The organism is Ekhidna sp. (assembly GCF_964218185.1).
In the GTDB taxonomy this organism is placed as follows: Bacteria; Bacteroidota; Bacteroidia; order Cytophagales; family Cyclobacteriaceae; genus Ekhidna.
In genome coordinates this window covers 427,225-443,654 of sequence record NZ_CAXPLV010000008.1, presented here as the reverse complement: position 1 = coordinate 443,654, position 16,430 = coordinate 427,225, and the positions used below count along the sequence as shown (strand labels likewise).

At 41.7% G+C, this 16,430-nt stretch carries 15 protein-coding genes and 1 tRNA gene; 10 read left to right on the top strand and 6 right to left on the bottom strand.

Translation table 11 applies throughout. The features are described 5' to 3' along the window. Window positions 1–3: 3 nt before the first annotated feature. The 4 genes from ACEQZT_RS14760 to ACEQZT_RS14745 all read left to right on the top strand — a co-directional run bounded on the left by ACEQZT_RS14760 (window position 4) and on the right by ACEQZT_RS14745 (window position 1,559). Window positions 4–387: an acyl-CoA thioesterase gene (locus ACEQZT_RS14760; RefSeq protein ID WP_370090223.1), complete on the top strand. Its 384-nt coding sequence runs from the start codon at window positions 4–6 to the stop codon at window positions 385–387. A 27-nt stretch (window positions 388–414) separates the two neighbouring features. Then, window positions 415–488 (top strand) — tRNA-Ala (locus ACEQZT_RS14755). Between the two features lie 97 nt (window positions 489–585). Beyond that, the gene (locus tag ACEQZT_RS14750) at window positions 586–1,062 is read left to right on the top strand and encodes a hypothetical protein (protein ID WP_370090222.1); all 477 of its coding nucleotides are present in this window, start codon (window positions 586–588) and stop codon (window positions 1,060–1,062) included. Window positions 1,063–1,247: 185 nt separating this feature from the next. After that, window positions 1,248–1,559 carry a hypothetical protein gene (locus tag ACEQZT_RS14745; RefSeq protein ID WP_370090221.1) on the top strand — a complete coding sequence of 104 codons (312 nt, stop codon included), beginning with the start codon at window positions 1,248–1,250 and terminating at the stop codon, window positions 1,557–1,559. Window position 1,560: 1 nt separating this feature from the next. Here ACEQZT_RS14745 and ACEQZT_RS14740 read toward each other — a convergent pair whose 3' ends face one another. The 3 genes from ACEQZT_RS14740 to ACEQZT_RS14730 are packed head-to-tail and all read right to left on the bottom strand — an operon-like array spanning window position 1,561 to window position 3,311. Next, entirely contained in the window at window positions 1,561–2,052 is a 492-nt protein-coding gene (locus tag ACEQZT_RS14740) for a C40 family peptidase (RefSeq protein WP_370090220.1), read from the bottom strand. Further along, window positions 2,049–2,489, bottom strand: a complete 441-nt coding sequence (locus tag ACEQZT_RS14735; protein ID WP_370090219.1) for a Dps family protein — start codon at window positions 2,487–2,489, stop codon at window positions 2,049–2,051. The genes ACEQZT_RS14740 and ACEQZT_RS14735 overlap by 4 nt, the downstream gene beginning before the upstream one ends. Before the next feature lie 51 nt (window positions 2,490–2,540). Continuing rightward, complete coding sequence (locus ACEQZT_RS14730) at window positions 2,541–3,311, bottom strand: class I SAM-dependent methyltransferase (RefSeq protein WP_370090218.1); 771 nt, start codon at window positions 3,309–3,311, stop codon at window positions 2,541–2,543. Window positions 3,312–3,383: 72 nt separating this feature from the next. On the opposite strand from ACEQZT_RS14730, the gene ACEQZT_RS14725 reads away from it, so the two are divergent. Both ACEQZT_RS14725 and rlmB read left to right on the top strand, forming a co-directional pair. After that, a complete protein-coding gene (locus ACEQZT_RS14725; protein WP_370090217.1) occupies window positions 3,384–4,529 on the top strand; it encodes a GWxTD domain-containing protein in 1,146 nt (381 codons plus the stop codon). Further along, window positions 4,526–5,266, top strand: coding sequence for a 23S rRNA (guanosine(2251)-2'-O)-methyltransferase RlmB (rlmB, locus tag ACEQZT_RS14720; RefSeq protein WP_370090216.1), 741 nt, complete (start codon window positions 4,526–4,528; stop codon window positions 5,264–5,266). The genes ACEQZT_RS14725 and rlmB overlap by 4 nt, the downstream gene beginning before the upstream one ends. Here rlmB and ACEQZT_RS14715 read toward each other — a convergent pair. Next, entirely contained in the window at window positions 5,263–6,339 is a 1,077-nt protein-coding gene (locus tag ACEQZT_RS14715; protein ID WP_370090215.1) for a mannose-1-phosphate guanylyltransferase, read from the bottom strand. The genes rlmB and ACEQZT_RS14715 overlap by 4 nt on opposite strands. A 147-nt stretch (window positions 6,340–6,486) precedes the next feature. On the opposite strand from ACEQZT_RS14715, the gene recQ reads away from it, so the two are divergent. From recQ to ACEQZT_RS14695, 4 genes are all read left to right on the top strand, one after another. Then, window positions 6,487–8,676, top strand: a complete 2,190-nt coding sequence (gene recQ / locus ACEQZT_RS14710) for a DNA helicase RecQ (protein WP_370090214.1) — start codon at window positions 6,487–6,489, stop codon at window positions 8,674–8,676. Between the two features lie 75 nt (window positions 8,677–8,751). Further along, a complete protein-coding gene (gene purD / locus ACEQZT_RS14705; RefSeq protein ID WP_370090213.1) occupies window positions 8,752–10,035 on the top strand; it encodes a phosphoribosylamine--glycine ligase in 1,284 nt (427 codons plus the stop codon). Between the two features lie 56 nt (window positions 10,036–10,091). After that, on the top strand, window positions 10,092–11,231 hold the full coding sequence (locus tag ACEQZT_RS14700) for a stage 0 sporulation family protein (protein ID WP_370090212.1): 1,140 nt from the start codon (window positions 10,092–10,094) through the stop codon (window positions 11,229–11,231). A 1-nt stretch (window position 11,232) separates the two neighbouring features. Then, complete coding sequence (locus tag ACEQZT_RS14695) at window positions 11,233–11,700, top strand: gliding motility lipoprotein GldH (protein WP_370090211.1); 468 nt, start codon at window positions 11,233–11,235, stop codon at window positions 11,698–11,700. Here ACEQZT_RS14695 and ACEQZT_RS14690 read toward each other — a convergent pair. Then, a complete protein-coding gene (locus ACEQZT_RS14690) occupies window positions 11,697–15,692 on the bottom strand; it encodes an AAA domain-containing protein (RefSeq protein WP_370090210.1) in 3,996 nt (1,331 codons plus the stop codon). The two genes, ACEQZT_RS14695 and ACEQZT_RS14690, sit on opposite strands and share 4 nt — an antisense overlap. Before the next feature lie 4 nt (window positions 15,693–15,696). Then, window positions 15,697–16,416, bottom strand: a complete 720-nt coding sequence (locus ACEQZT_RS14685; protein WP_370090209.1) for a ComEA family DNA-binding protein — start codon at window positions 16,414–16,416, stop codon at window positions 15,697–15,699. Window positions 16,417–16,430 lie beyond the last annotated feature (14 nt).

Below are 16,430 nucleotides of genomic sequence, written 5' to 3'. Positions count from 1 at the left end.
CACATGAAAGTTTTCGAAAAGAAAATAAATGTTACTGAAGATCACCTCGATTTCAATAACCATGTAAACAACCTGGTGTACATGCAGTGGGCACTGGATATTTCCAGAGAGCACTGGCTGTCTGTGATCAGTAATGAGATCAATGAAAGCTACTTCTGGATGGTGCGATCACACCATGTGGAATATAAGCTTCAGGCTTTTCGGGGTGATGAGATCACTATAAAAACTTATGTGAAAGGCTATCGAGGACCTTTTTCTGATCGGGTAGTAAAGATTTATAAAGGAGAAAGTTTGCTGGTGGAGGTGAAATCGAACTGGTGCCTGATAGAGCGGGCAACCCAGAAACTAAAAAGAGTACCTGAAGAAATTCAAGCACTCTTTAAATGAACAATCCGATTATATTTGCCCTCCTTTGGGGCATTAGCTCAGTTGGCTAGAGCGCTACACTGGCAGTGTAGAGGTCACCGGTTCGAATCCGGTATGCTCCACTTTTTTACTCTAATCTAACATTCAACCCAATTTATCGTTAAAAATTAATGTATAAGTTCAATTATATTAGATTTGCTTACCCAAACGATCAAGTCTATGGAATTATTAGCTTCTAATGATTTAACTAAAGAAGAGATTGATAATTGGTTTGATGAGCTTGTTGCTTCTTTCGAAACGGATAGGTTGACAATGCTCACAGATACAACTCCCCCTGATAAAAAGGAAATGTACATAGACATGATGGCGGGAAAACTTGATAAACTAGCTTCTTCAGTCAGAGCCTCTACATCACAATTTTTCATAGAACAGTTGGTAGCATTGTACCTTAAGGAACTTGATACCCGAAACGCATTCCCTAAGAAGCTTGCATTTGAACTATCCGATTTTTCAAAGGTTTTGGTTTGGGCTGAAATAGAGGATGACAATGAAGAAGTTGAAGATAACTTAATACTAGCAGAAGCAAAGATCAACTCAATGTTCCGAAAGTATCGATTTGACATTGCTACTACAGTAGTAGAGTCAAGTGATTCTATTCCAATACCTCCTCACTACAAACAGTTTAAAGCTAAGTAAATCTGGCTTCATTTGATGATCATATTGGACAAGCGAAAAGAAATCTGCGATTTCTAGAATCAGTTAACAGTCACTCAAAAGAAAGTTGGGATTGGCAAGTTACCATAAGTTTTTACACAGCTGTTCATATAATTAATGCCCACATAGCCAATAAGTCAAATCTTCACTATCGAACTCATAAACAGGTGGATGATGTAATTAATCCTTTTAATGCAACATCAATTTGCAAACTTGATGAGAGAATCTACACTTCATACAAGAAGCTATCGGGACTTTCGAGAAGAGCCAGATATTTGTGTCATGAAAAACCTGAAGAAGCTGCAAAAAAGCCTGAATTGATATTCCAGACTCATGATAAGCACCTCTCTAAAAGTATTTACCATTTAAATGTGATACTGGAAATGGCACAAAGAGAATACAAAGTTGATTTTGATATTGCAACAATTTCATGCCCTGATTTAACAGGGAAGAGTTTTAGCTTCTTTAAAGTGGCTTAAGCTACCTAATCACCCTCCTAAAATTTCTAACGCTATTCTTGTAGTAATCCGCTAGTAGGTTGGATTCCACCACACCCTGGGATGAGGATGCATGCACGAAAAGGATTTTATCTTCTCCAACATAAGTGATCATGCCACTGTGAAACCACTTGTCACCTTTTTTCTTGAGTTTGAAATAAACAAGGTCTCCTTCTCGGATTCCTTCCCAGCCTCTTTTCTTCCCAGTTTTGGATTGCTCCTTAGCAGTTCGGGGCAGGTTCACACCGATGGTTTTATAGGAAGTGTAAATAAGTCCCGAGCAGTCCATGCCAGAGCGAGACATTCCACCCCACTTGTAAGGTGTGCCAATGTATGATCTGCCCGTGGCAATCACAGACTCGATGTTTTGCATCCGTCGCTTCTTTTTCTTTTGAGCCGGAGCGGAAATAAAAATACCTGCTATCAATAAGGCAGACAGCAGGTACTTCAAATAATTTGTTGTGGATTTTTTCACTTACCTAACCACGAATTAAACATCCATTGGGTTTTCTCCTGTGCATTCACAAGCCCAATCATCATGTCCTCCGTTTCATTGTCATCTGCTTCAACGGCCAGTTCTTTCACTTTATTTTCCTGAGCAATCAGTGTTGACAAATTATCAACTATCATTTTCACCAGTGCCTCATCGTTGGATTCGTCCTTTACAGATTTGATATTCGAGTGCTCCAGGTAAGTCTCCAGCGCATGGTGTGGACGCCCACCAATAGTCAGAATGCGCTCTGCAATTTCATCAATATTAGCGAGAGCCTCTGTATACAGTTCTTCAAATTTGGCATGCAATTCGAAGAATCGAGGGCCTTTGATATTCCAGTGGGCTCCTCTGGTATTTTGATAGTAAATGTGAAAATCTGAAAGTAATTGGTTAAGCTCTGTGATTAATTTTTCCGACATGAATATTCTGTTTTTGTTTAATTGTCAATTAAATCATTCCGGATTCTCCGGCTATTTAGTTAATAAACAGAATAAATCAAGGTTTTGTTCGTCCTGAGGCTTCAAATCAAAGTCTTCTACAGTGATCGATTTCACCAATTCGTCACCTGTTTCATTTAGCTTGTTTCTATTCATTCGGTTGAGAATGTCGTATGGAATTCTCAATAATCCAGCAGGCAGTCTATGCTGCAAATCAAAAAAATCATACCTCATGATGCGCTGCACAGAAGCTCGGTTTCTTTCATGATACTCAAGTACTTTCTCATTGCCTGCAATGCCTTTCATCTCCACTTTTTCAAAATACTTTTTGCAAAGGGCTTTAAGCTCATCCCCTGTGTATTCGCGCTCGTGCCAGGGGTTTCTTGAGAGGGTCATCTTGATGTTTGGTGTTGTGATTAGCGCTGTGCCACCCGGCATCAACACCCGGTGTATTTCTTTGATAAAGTTTTCATCATCCTTCACATGTTCGATTACCTGAAAGGTGATAATCGTATCGAAAGAATTGTCCTCAAAAGGAAGTGGAGGAAACACACCACTCAAGAATTTATATTTAGAAAATTTCTTTTCCAGATTTTCAATGACAGATTTGATTTTATCAATTCCTATATATGAATGTGCTAGAGGAGCCAATATTTCCACACCTCGTCCTTCTCCGCATCCCAGTTCTAATAGATCACCTTTGATATAGGGCTTGGCCTGATAATAGGCAGATAACAGCCGCTGATGGATCACATTATCCGAAGGAATTTTGTCTGAGGCTATTTCGGTTGTATACACACTCATGGTATGAAGTATCGTATGATTTTTGTTTAAAGAGCACAAAGAAAATCAATTATATAGCTAATTTGGATACCTATGAGAAAGCATGTTCCATTATTGAGTGTATTTGTCATACTAATTGGTTTTTCAGCCAATGCCATCAACTTTTCCAGGGTCAATGTAGCCTGGCAATATGACCCCACTTTTGACTTGAGGATGGCTCATCGGGTGGTTCGAATGGATGAGGGGATGAAGGTGTTCTTGCGAATATCTTCAGACTCTTTGAGCACATGGCAATATGAATTTCTTGTTCAGGATGGATACGAGTCAGAGAGTCATCGAACTATTCAACCGGTCAATGTGGACACTTTACTGCAGACACCTAGTCAGGTCATGGTGGCAATTCTTTTGCCCAAGTTAGATGAAAATCTGCTGGTCCTTAAATCCTCAAAATCTGAGCGATTCTTTTACTATGACATCCAGATTATGATTGGAAGCCTATCGTTCCCATCAATCTACCCTGTAAATGCAACAGGCCTTCCCATTCTAGAGAAGTACATCAACAGGTCTGGGTTTTCATGGGTGGGCAATGATACATTTTTGGCTCGTCAATACCAGGAAAAGTTTGGCGGGGCAGATCCTCCTATGGCGGACATGAAACCACTAGCTCCACAGGTGGCGATGGACACTTCATTTATTTTTGGAGACTCAGTTCAATTCAAGGAAAATCATTTTTACGTGGTAAGTAAGGATTCGCTGGCTACTGTAGGTGTCACTATGCTGCGTGTGTCCCCTTACTTCCCAGAGTATCGGCAACTTGGAGAACTGATTGGAGCCATGCTATACCTCACCAGTGAGCAAGAGAAAAAGGCCATGCTGAAATCAAGAAACCTTAAGCAATCTTTCGATTCATTTTGGATGAACACTTATTCAACGAAAGGACGGGCACGCACTGCTATTCGAAACTATTATGACTGGATAGAGCGGGTAAATATTTTATTTACGGATTTTAAGCCTGGCTGGAAAACAGACCGGGGGATGATGTATTTGGTGTTTGGTAGACCGGATGAAGTTTATCGCACTGCAAATTCAGAAGAATGGTACTACGATGATGGACAGGCCTTTGAGTTCACAGTAATCTCTACGTTCTTTGCACCCCGAACGTATACCCTGCGAAGAAGCAAAGAATATGAGGAGCAGTGGTACACCAAAATCGCGTCACTTCGGCAAGAAATTAGATGAATAAGAAATCCGATATCATTTATGGAATTCGCACGGTCATTGAGGCCGTGAAGTCAGGGCAGCACCTTGAGCGTGTGTTTATTCAAAAAAGTCTCAAGGGAGATCTGTATAAGGAGCTCATGCTGGAGCTACATCGCACTTCTACGCCTATTTCCAAAGTGCCACCTGAACGGATCGACAAGTTTACCAAAAAAAATCATCAGGGAGTGGTGGCACTAATTTCGCCAGTGCAGTATCACACCCTAGAGCACCTGGTTCCTCAGCTTTATGAGCAGGGTAAAAACCCTTTGCTTTTGATTCTGGATGAAATCACTGATGTTAGAAATTTTGGAGCAATAGCTCGTACTGCCGAGTGCCTGGGGGTGGATGGGGTTGTGATTCCCTCTCGAGGTGGTGCTCAGATCAATGAAGATGCTGTTAAGACCTCAGCGGGGGCGTTTAATTACCTTCCGGTTTGTCGTGAAAAAAATCTCCTTGATGCTGCGAGATATTTGAAAGAATCGGGAATCAGTGTTATTTCTTGCTCGGAGAAAACCAAGAAGACTCTGGATCAGATGGACTTTACCTCTCCTACAGCGATCATCATGGGATCAGAGGAACGAGGTATATCGTCAGAGCTGCTCGACTTATCAGATGGAATAGCTAAAGTGCCTATGTCAGGATCGATTGAGTCTCTCAATGTGAGCGTGGCTGCCGGGATGGCACTCTATGAAGTGCAGCGGCAGAGAAAATCCTAAACAAATTTTTCTCCTTTTTCTGTCTTTACATCCGTGATAAAGTCCCTGAAAACAGAGGAGTCTTCTTTTTTGCACACCAGTAGTATGTCATCAAAGTCGGCTATGAGCATACCCTCACATCCATGGACCACTGTTACCTTTCCTTTCTTCCCTTTGATATAATTGTCTCTGGATTCATAGGTCATCACAGCACCTTCGATCACATTTTCGTTTTCATCTTTGCCCTTTATTTCGTGTAGTGCATTCCAGGATCCAAGATCTGACCACCCAAAATCTCCAGGTACCACATAGACGTTATCGGCTTTTTCCATGATAGCATAGTCTATCGATATGTTTTTGCACTGACTGTAGGTGCTTTTAATAAAGGCTCGCTCACCATCTGTGTAGTATTCATTGAGTCCTGCTGCAAAAAGGCTCGCAATTTCTTCTTCATGCTTTTCAAAAGCTTTTATGATTGAATCAATAGACCAAACAAAAATTCCGGAGTTCCATAGGAAATCTCCACTCTCAATAAATTTTGCTGCCAGGTCTGCTTCAGGCTTTTCTGTAAAAGTTTTCACTTTTTTTACAGGAACCCCTGGATCACTTAAATATTGAATGTATCCGTATCCGGTTTCTGGCCTGTTTGGTCTGATGCCAATGGTGATCAGCTTTTCATCACTTGCTGCACTTTTTACTGAAGTGTTGATTACTTCCTGAAATTCTTTTTCCTTGAAAATGGCATGGTCCGAAGGGCTCACTACCAGTACAGCATTCGGATCTTTTTTCATAATCTTGTATGCTGCATACGCAATGCACGGAGCGGTATTACGCTTTTCTGTTTCTAGTAGTACCTGATGTTTTTCCAGTTCTGGTAATTGATCATGAATGAGTTTCTCGTACTTCTCATTGGAAACCACCCAAATTTTATCCTCGGTAGTGATTTCTTTGAATCGGTCAAAAGTCATTTGCAACAAGGATCTGCCAGTTCCCAATACATCCAAAAATTGTTTAGGCTTAGCATCCCTACTGTATGGCCAAAAGCGTGTGCCACTTCCACCAGCCATAATCACTACATAAATATTTGTTCTCATAAAATTTTGGTGAGAAATTCGCATAAGATTAACAATTGCAAATATAGCCCATCCCTAAGGCGTTGTTATCACCCTCACCCCCTAAAGGAACAATTTGTTTGCGATCTAGGATTTGATTAACTTTTTACTTTACATCAATCGCGAGAAATGGAGATAGCTGCGGAAGCGAGCCTGAAAGATAGCCTCAAACGTGTTTTTGGGTATGATAAATTTAGAGGCAGGCAGGAAGAAATCATCAATAATATTCTTGCTGGAGAAAATACGTTCGTGATCATGCCCACTGGTGCAGGGAAATCCCTGTGTTATCAGCTGCCTGCGATCGTACAGGAAGGTACAGCCATTGTCATATCACCGCTCATTGCACTCATGAAAAATCAAGTGGATCAGATGAATGCTGTGGGTGTGAATGCCCGGTTCCTGAATTCCACACTGACAAAATCTGAAAGCAATAAGGTAAAAAAGGATACCATTTCTGGAGCTGTTAAGCTCTTATACGTTGCTCCTGAATCTCTGACCAAAGAGGAAAATGTAGCCTTTTTAAAGCAAGCGAAAATTTCATTTGTTGCCATTGATGAGGCTCACTGTATCTCAGAGTGGGGACATGATTTCAGACCTGAGTATCGAAGGATCAAAGACATTATTGCGCAACTTGGAAGCATACCAATGATTGCCCTCACAGCAACCGCCACACCAAAGGTTCAGCTGGATATCCAGAAAAATCTTTCCATGGATGGAGCGCAGCTATACAAATCGTCCTTCAACAGGACAAATCTGTATTATGAGGTGCGTCCAAAGCAGAACGCTAAAAAGCAGCTCATCAAATTCATCAAGAATCATAAAGGTGCCAGCGGGATCATCTATTGCCTGAGTAGAAAAAAAGTAGAGGAGATTGCCGAGTTTCTGAGAGTAAACGACATCAATGCCGCTCCATATCATGCTGGAATGGAGGCAAAGGAGCGGATGAAAAATCAGGATGGATTCCTAAATGAGGATGTGGATGTAATTGTGGCAACAATTGCTTTCGGTATGGGGATTGATAAGCCTGACGTTCGCTTTGTGGTTCACTACGATGCACCCAAATCCATCGAGGGTTATTATCAGGAAACTGGACGAGCAGGCAGGGATGGTATCAATAGTGATTGTTTGATGTTCTACTCATACAATGACATCCTGAAGCTTGAAAAATTCAATAAAGACAAGGCGGTAACTGAGCGGGAAAACGCAAGATTCCTATTAGAGGAAATGGCCTCTTATGCGGATTCCGCTATTTGTAGAAGAAAGCAGTTGCTCCACTACTTCGGCGAGGAGTTCACAGAAGAAAACTGTGGCCAGTGCGACAATTGTGTTCACCCTAAGGAGCAGTTTGAGGGTAAGGAAATTATTAAGCTGGTGATCAAGGCTGTACAGCAAACCAATGCTCGGTTTGAGATCAATCACCTGGCAGCTTTGATAGTAGGGAAAGCTACGCAACATGTGAAAAGCTATGACCATGATAAGCTTGATGTTTTTGGGAAGGGTAAATCCATCAATGATGATGAGAACTTCTGGCGCTCAGTAATCAGACAGACCCTGCTTCACGAGTTTCTCAAAAAGGATATTGAAAATCCTGCCATTTTCAAAGTATCTAAAAAGGGAGAAGCATTCCTGAAATCACCGCACTCTCATATGTTGTCAAAAGATCATGAGCACACCGCTGATGGTGACAATGAGGATGATATGGATAAGGTGCCGGTGAATGTCAGCGCATATGACAAGACCCTTTTCGGGATGCTCAAAGCCCTGAGGAAAGACATTGCCCATCATGAGGATATTCCTCCGTACGTGATTTTCAGTGATCCTTCCATGGAGGAAATGTGTACGGTTTATCCTACCACAATGGATGATCTGAAGCAGATCGTAGGGGTGGGAGAAAGCAAAGCAAAGAAATTTGGGCAACCATTCCTTGATATGATTGAGGAATATGTGGAGGAAAATGACATCATCACTGCCTCGGATGTCTTGATCAAAACCTCTGGAACCAAGTCAAAAAATAAGATTTACATCATCCAGCACATCGATCAGAAGATGGATTTTGAAGAGATAGCTGAGGCACGCGGGATGAAGTACGAGGAGGTAATTACCGAAGTTGAAAACATCTGCTATTCAGGAACCAAACTCAACATCGATTACTACATAGATCAGTTGCTCGACGATGACCGTCAGGATGATATTTATGACTATTTCTTAAATGCCGAAACTGATGAATTATCGGTGGCCATGGAGGAGTTGGGAGAATATTATTCGGAAGATGAAGTGCGTCTGATGCGTGTAAAATTCATGTCTGAATACGCTCACTAGCTTTCCTGTCTCCTTTCTCTTTGAAAAAAGGCCGAATACGCTGAACTTAGCTGCTCGTTTCCAAACCCAACACAAATGAACATACTCATACTTGGGTCAGGTGGCAGAGAGCATGCCCTGGCCTGGAAAGTAAAGCAAAGCCCAAAGTGCGGTAAGATTTTCATAGCACCAGGAAATGGTGGTACTGGAAAAGTAGGAACCAATCTTGAGATTGATCTTAAAAACTTTGATAAGGTATGCGAGACTATCACAGAGTATGAAATTGATATGCTAATCGTAGGGCCTGAAGATCCATTGGTGAATGGAATAGTCGATCACATTCGGTCAAAAAAAGAGTTCAAGAAGCTTAGAATCATAGGCCCATCGGCAAAAGGCGCCATACTGGAGGGGAGTAAGGAGTACGCCAAGGAGTTTATGAAAAAGTATAAAATTCCAACGGCGGATGCCCGAACGGTCACCAAAGAAAATCTGGAGGAAACGATAAAATACATGGAGCGCCTGGAGCCACCATATGTTTTGAAGGCTGATGGTTTGGCAGGTGGTAAGGGGGTAATCATCACTGAAGAGTTGGAGGAGGCAAGAAAGGCACTTCGCAATTTGATTGAGGATAAAAAGTTTGGAGCAGCGAGTGAAAAAGTATTGCTTGAGCAATTTTTGAAAGGCATTGAGGTCTCATTTTTTGTAATTACCGATGGCAAGGACTACCGAATTTTACCGGAAGCGAAGGATTACAAACGAATCGGCGAAAAAGATACCGGACTAAATACAGGTGGGATGGGTGCGGTATCCCCCGTAGTTTTTGCCGATAGAGCTTTTAAGGAGAAGGTAAATAAGCAGATCATTAAGCCTACAATTGAGGGCTTGAAAAAGGAGAAGATTGATTACTGTGGATTCATATTTTTTGGACTCATCAACGTGGGTGGAGATCCGTACGTAATTGAGTACAATGTGCGTATGGGCGATCCGGAAACAGAGGTGGTTTTACCTCGAATAAAATCTGACTTCCTTGAGTTACTAGTTGCTGCAGCTGATAAAAACTTGATTGATACAGAAATAGAATATGAGCGTTTCACCGCCTCAACGGTGATGTACGTAAGTCGAGGCTATCCAGAGTTTTACGAAAAAGGCCATGAAATCACCCTCGGTGATACGAAAACCGTATTGCCATTTCATGCCGGCACAACTATAAAGGATGGCAAGCTGGTCACGAATGGCGGGCGTGTCATAGCTCTTACCGGGCTAGGCAAAAACCTTGGGGAAGCGCTCAGTAAATCATACGCTGGAGGGCGTGAGGTGAACTGGGAGGGGAAAAGATTCCGAGAGGATATTGGATTTGACCTGAAAGAGCTAGGTCAGTAAGATTTACCCTTTTCCAAAATTCAAATTCCTGAAGATATCTATTAGATTACAGAATTATGGGATGCGCTAGTTGCGGTACAGGTGGTTCGGCCGGATGTCAAAATAACGGTCATTGCAGCACGGGAGGCTGCAATAAATTGAATGTGTTTGATTGGCTTTCAAACATGGACGTACCTGGTATGCACCGATTTGACGTAGTGGAAATCCGATTTAAAAATGGCCGAAAGGAATTCTTCAGGAATGCCAAGAAGCTGGATATCGTAAATGGAGATGCTGTTGTCGTAGATGTGCCAAATGGACATCACATTGGATATGTATCGTTGCAAGGGGAGTTGGTGAGGTTACAGATGTCCAAAAAAGGAATCAAAGACGATGATAGTGTAAGAGAAATTTACCGTAAGGCTACAGCTAGAGATTTGGAGCGATGGGATGAGGCTCGGAATAGAGAAGAATCGGTAATGTACCGTACCAAGGAAATCATCCAGCAGACCAAGCTGGAAATGAAGCTCACAGATGTAGAGTTTCAGGCTGATGGCACTAAGGCAACTTTTTTCTATTCTGCCGAAGGACGTGTTGATTTTAGAGAGCTGATCAAGTTATTAGCAGGGGAGTTTAGGATTCGTGTGGAAATGCGACAGATCAGTGTGAGACAAGAAGCTGGGCGCATTGGTGGTCTTGGAGTATGTGGTAGGGAGCTTTGCTGTTCTACCTGGCTTACAGACTTTAAAAATGTATCTACCTCAGCCGCTCGCTATCAAAACCTATCACTCAATCCGGGTAAACTTTCCGGTCAATGTGGCCGATTAAAGTGCTGCCTCAATTATGAGTTAGATACTTACATGGAGGCACTGCAGGACATTCCGGAAGTAGAGTCACCGTTGCTTACTCAGCGTGGAGCTGCCAAGCTTCAAAAAACGGACATTTTCCGCAAGATCATGTGGTTTGGGTATGATGACGACAACAACTGGCATGCTGTGGATGTTAATCGGGTGAAAGAAATTCAATCACTCAACAAAAAAGGGAAGAAGCCATCTTCGTTGATGGAAAATGAGGTAGCGGTTGATAATTTGGATACCTCATCCATCAATAGTGATCTTGAGGCAATGGATAAAAAATTTGGAGGGAAGGGCAAGAAGAAAAAGAAGAAGCGAAATAAATTTCGCGGCAAGAAGAAGCAAAAACCAGAACAATCTTAACATGAGATATCTCATCATTTTTGGATTATGTTTAGCCTTAGTCTCCTGTGACTCCAGTAGAGTTTATGAAGATTTTAACGATATGGAGGATGCCTTCTGGCATTTAGATTCTGTGCAGACTTTCACTTTTGAAATAGCTGACACCACCAAAGCTTACAACTTGATTGGAACGTTCAGAAATGCTTCCTCATACCCCTTCTATAATCTTTACTTTCAGTATACACTAGCAGACTCCAATGGACTGGTATTGAAGCAGCAACTAAAGGAAGTGGAATTGTTTGATTCAAAAACAGGAGAGCCTCGGGGTAGTGGTTTGGGTGATCTCTTCGATCATTCTTTTGTGTTGGAAGAAAACTATCAGTTTGCCACTTCAGGCGAATACTCGCTATCTTTTGAGCAGTACATGCGACGAGATACACTCCCGTTTATTCTATCAGTAGGGGCGAGGGTTGAGTTTTCAAAAAACTAATTCGAGTACAAAAACTTTCTCATTTTTTCTTTGGCACCTTCGGGATCTAGCCAAAATTCCCTACTATGGAATCTTACGTGTGGCCAGTTTTTCATAATCAGGTGAAAGTGCTGAAAAGCATAAATCTGCTTGGGTGAAAGTGCTTGATAGTAGCGTTCATCATCCGTCAAAATCAATCCGGTGTAGGTGCCATTTTTCTTGACAGATAAATCGGCAAAAGGCAGTTCTTTTGCCAGCTCAAAACCCTCAAATTCATGAAATGATTTTTCCTGAATTCGATTTCTTAAGAACCAATCCACATGATGCTCCTCGTATTCAGGCAGATGAGGTTTCCACTTGCCAATACTCACTTCCCATGCATACTCCAGGTATTTCTTGAGGAGTTTCGGGCCTTCGTTCTTGGTGTCGTCAGTTTTAAGAAGTTGTGGCAAAATACTGCTTACAATGATCACTTTTTCTCTTGCACGTGTCACAGCCACATTCAACCTGTTTTCCCCACCCTCTGCATTCAGACTCCCAAATTGTAGTTTAATCTTCCCCTTTTTATCGGGTGCATACCCAATGCTGAAAATGATAATGTCACGTTCATCGCCCTGCACATTCTCAATGTTTTTCACAAAGAGAGAATCAGGTATCATCACATTTTTCTCTGCTGACTTTTCTTCCAGTAAATCCAATATCAATCCCTGCTGTTTGTAGTTGAATGTGACTATTCCGATCTCTTTATCTGGCTGTTTTTGAAGAAGAGACAAGGTTTGAGCCACCACCTCTCCAGCCTCAATCTCATTTACTCCATCATCCCATGTTCCTTTGGTCTGAACAAATTCTATCCCCGGTTCTTGCTTATTCACATAGCCATAGTCTGGGAGGAGACGAAGCTTTCCTTTGTAGAAGTGTTCATTTGAAAAGTCGATAAGCTCCAAAGACTTGCTTCGGTAATGACCAGCTAGACTTACCTCAGGAAGGTAATGCTTGGTCAGATCTAGCAAGGAATCAATAGCCAGTTCAGGTGTGTCGTCATCCTCATCATCCCACCGCACTCGGTACAAATCGCTTGGCTGAAGCTGCATGCTGTCACCTGTAACCACAATTTGCTTCCCTCGATACATGGCAGGGATGCCACGCTCGGCAAAACATTGGGAAGCCTCATCAAAAATGACCAAATCAAAAATTTCTCTCATCGGAAAGATGGCGGAAGCACTCTCAGGTGAACACATCCAGCAAGGCAGGAGTGTGAATAGCTCATCGGAAAATTCAGAAATCACTTTTCGTATGGGCCAGATGCGGCGTTTCTTGGTGACCTGATGCTGCAAATCACGATAAGTCACTCTATTCTTCAGACGATTGTATTCAATATTTTCATACGTCTTCTCTCTGGATTTAAGCAGAAGAATTTCTTTGCTGGCCTGCCGCTTGGCTTCAATCTCATCCCTTAGCTCATCTGCTAGCGCATCTAGCTTTCCAGACGCTACATTTCTCAGGTTAGGATACTTGGATTCGATGTGGTCAATCCATGCCAGCGATAAGCTGTTTTTGAAAAGCAAAAGTCCTTCCTCAATAGAATCTGAATTGCTGGAAGTGATTTCATCCAACACTTTAACCTCTTCAGAACTTAGATCTGCTTTGAGTTTATGATACTCACAGATTGCATCAAAATCCTTCTTTAGCAGTTTTTCGAGTCTGTGCGGATCTTCTTTTTTGAGTATGATGGCTCTGATCTGGTGAATATTGATATAGCGACTCCACAGTGTAAGTTGCTGAGGCACTTCATGTACCAGACCAATCAGTTGATCCAATCTTTTCTGATAGTTTTTGTGTTCTAACTTCCCTGTAGGAATGTATTCATTAAGTGAGCGAATAGTTTGAGCTACTGTATAAATGTTTAGCCCCATTTTTTGCCAGTAAAACCAATCCTGAAGATCGATTTTACGAAATCCTGTTGGGAAATTTTGTAACCAGGAATGATCCATTACCTGAGAGAGTGAGTGCTCAAAATTCAAGCGGTTATCAATTCGCTCAACAAGTATGTTGAAGCCTCGCTTATTGCTTTTGAGATCGTTGGCCACAATGACACGTTTTAGAAAAGTCTTTTCTTTCGAAAATAAACTCCACTTGATCCAGCTAAACGGATTTTTTCTGGCTCTCATTGCAGATCTCAACACCTCCTGAAATCGACCTAGATTTTCAGATTTCAAGCTCTTCTCTATACCCACTCCTCTAAAACAAGCCATCATGGTTCGCTCCGTTTGAGAAATCCAGTTTAGATCCTTCGTAGGTTTTTCGTTGTGCAAGTGCTGAAATACCTTGTAAACAGGGTCTTCTTTCAGCCCCTCATACACTTCCATGAGCTCAGGCAACTTGTTGGAGAGGTATTCTCCCGTCTCAAAATCGATTGGTTGCGAGCAAAAACTTTTGGAGGTTGTTAGCAGCTTTTCATTAAAAGCGGGCACCTCATAGAGTACATTTTTGAGTTGTACCAGATCTTTGGTTTGAAAGTTGGCAAAGGAGGGCCCTTTAGCCCAAAAGTGTGTTCGCTTTTCAAACTTGTTGAAATACTCAAGATAGGTTTTAAATCGCCGCTCCGTTTCACCAAGATTCGAAAATCGAAAAGATCGATATTCCAGATTCATGCTGAAGCTAGGGTCATCAGGGCTGCTTGTCAAATAAAGCTCCTTGGCAGATTTGTCACATTCAGATTCATCAAATAAAGCTTCTCTAAACTCCTGCAGCTCCTCTACAATCTGGTCAATTCGCCTGCTGGCCTGAAGGAAACCACGCTCTAGTTGAATGGCATCCAGGCTATTATTTTTCTTTTCGTAAACCTCAACAGCCTCAATTTGCTGATCTATTTGCTCGTAGATAGGTTTGCGATCGTTTTTAAAATCGTGAACCAGAGCCACAAAGTCATGCATCTCTTTTTCCTTGAGACGCTGATAAACCACATCGAGAGCGGCTTTTTTCTGGCACACTAAAAGGACATTTTTCCCACGTGCAACAAAGTCACATATTAGGTTGCTAATAAGCTGAGACTTGCCAGTGCCAGGGGGCCCTTGTACAACAAGCGAATTGCCTTTTTTAATTTCTTTGAGTGCATGTTCCTGATAAGCATCTAGCGGAAATGGTGTGAAGGTATTCTCCTCATTTACACGGTCAAAAAGTGCCAGCTGATTTTCATTTTCCTTCTGGATTTTCTTAAAAAAGAATTCCTCAAGGTCGGTATCTTCTTGATCTTCCAGCAGCTTCACATAGTCAGGGACCAGGTACGATCCTGCCTGAGGAAAAATTCCTAAAACAGCCTGAGGAAACATTTTTAATGCTCCGGTTTTTTCACTCGATTCAAGCTGGGATTTTTTGAGATCGGTGAAATCTTTAAGCTCATCTGCAAAATTTTCCTGATTGAAATTGATCTCTACACCACTGTTTTTCAAAAGCTCGTATAGTTGAGTTCTGAAGACTGTGGCATCTCGATCATAGTCGTCAATTACCGTTTCTACCAGTTCTTCGTCCAGCGGAATTTCATTGTAATAGGAGTAGGCGAGAAGGAATGTTTTGTTAAGCGTGATATTCACATCTTCGCGCCGCGAGAGATACCAGTCATTTCCTTCTTTTTCGATCGATACAGGAAAAAAGAGCAGTGGACACCTTACCAGTGTGTCGTCGGAAAACTTCCCTTTTATAAACGGCCAACCGATGTACAAATCCTTTGCTCCTCGTTCCTCAAATATGAACTTCTCAATGCGCTTGATTTTTTTGAGTCGCTTGCTTAGTTCGTTTGCTGATTTACTTCTACTGTCTACCTCACTACAGAGTGGAATTCGACGCTGCTGTTCGATGAGTTTTTTTACAATTTCGAAGCTTGCTTCATTTTCTGCATAGTCAAAATCATGAATATCAATGAACTGATCCTTGAGCAATCTGAGAAGCAGGAGTGACCGATTGTTCCCAGAAAGATTGCTAAGTCTTCGTAAATATGACTTGAGAATTTTTTGCATAGCCTTATTCCAAATATGGCTTTAATCTCAAGAAAGTACGCTCATCCAGTGCCTTTATTTTCTTTAGATCGTCGGCAGTTTCTATATCACCGTGTTCTCTTCGGTAGTTGATAATAATCTTGGCAAGGTCATAGCTGATGTAGGGATGATTTGCTAGTACTTTGAGTGAGTCAGAGTTGATATCAATTTTCGAAACTGGTGCTTTTATCTCAAAATGAGTGAGTAGTTCTGCGATTGTCTCCTCTTTTAAACCATAGACCTCTCTCAATTGAGTGGTATCACTAAAACCGCCTAATATGTCTCGGTACTTGACTATTCGCTCAGAATATGCCGGACCAATTCCTCTTACCTTTTGGAGTTCTTCAGCGGTGGCCAGGTTCAAATCAAGCACTTCAATTTTTTCAAGCAGAGGTTCCAATTTTGGCTTTGACTTGCCAGCAAATTTCTTTTTAGGTTCGAAATTCTTCTTAGTTGGATAGAAAACACTTTTGTCGAATTCGGTCTCCTCTTCTTTCTTCAACTCAATGGAGGCCTGTGCCTCCTTGATCCATTCGATCGCAGTGCTATCCGGCACAAACTCCGATTTGTTTTTCAAATGAGATATGCGGTAACTCGATCCAATCAACGCAATAGAAATTATCAAAATCAACACCAATGTTCCACGGGCTTCCGTCTTGGTGAACCCCAAAGCACGTGAGATAGCATCTGTTAAGAACTTCAACATTATTTAAAATGATT

Bases quoted from the DNA above. Each gene is read 5' to 3' on its own strand.
- ACEQZT_RS14760 (WP_370090223.1), top strand. From the start codon at position 4: ATGAAAGTTTTCGAAAAGAAAATAAATGTTACTGAAGATCACCTCGAT.
- ACEQZT_RS14750 (WP_370090222.1), top strand. From the start codon at position 586: ATGGAATTATTAGCTTCTAATGATTTAACTAAAGAAGAGATTGATAAT.
- ACEQZT_RS14735 (WP_370090219.1), bottom strand. From the start codon at position 2,489: ATGTCGGAAAAATTAATCACAGAGCTTAACCAATTACTTTCAGATTTT.
- ACEQZT_RS14730 (WP_370090218.1), bottom strand. From the start codon at position 3,311: ATGAGTGTGTATACAACCGAAATAGCCTCAGACAAAATTCCTTCGGAT.
- ACEQZT_RS14725 (WP_370090217.1), top strand. From the start codon at position 3,384: ATGAGAAAGCATGTTCCATTATTGAGTGTATTTGTCATACTAATTGGT.
- rlmB (WP_370090216.1), top strand. From the start codon at position 4,526: ATGAATAAGAAATCCGATATCATTTATGGAATTCGCACGGTCATTGAG.
- ACEQZT_RS14715 (WP_370090215.1), bottom strand. From the start codon at position 6,339: ATGAGAACAAATATTTATGTAGTGATTATGGCTGGTGGAAGTGGCACA.
- recQ (WP_370090214.1), top strand. From the start codon at position 6,487: ATGGAGATAGCTGCGGAAGCGAGCCTGAAAGATAGCCTCAAACGTGTT.
- purD (WP_370090213.1), top strand. From the start codon at position 8,752: ATGAACATACTCATACTTGGGTCAGGTGGCAGAGAGCATGCCCTGGCC.
- ACEQZT_RS14700 (WP_370090212.1), top strand. From the start codon at position 10,092: ATGGGATGCGCTAGTTGCGGTACAGGTGGTTCGGCCGGATGTCAAAAT.
- ACEQZT_RS14695 (WP_370090211.1), top strand. From the start codon at position 11,233: ATGAGATATCTCATCATTTTTGGATTATGTTTAGCCTTAGTCTCCTGT.
- ACEQZT_RS14690 (WP_370090210.1), bottom strand. From the start codon at position 15,692: ATGCAAAAAATTCTCAAGTCATATTTACGAAGACTTAGCAATCTTTCT.
- ACEQZT_RS14685 (WP_370090209.1), bottom strand. From the start codon at position 16,416: ATGTTGAAGTTCTTAACAGATGCTATCTCACGTGCTTTGGGGTTCACC.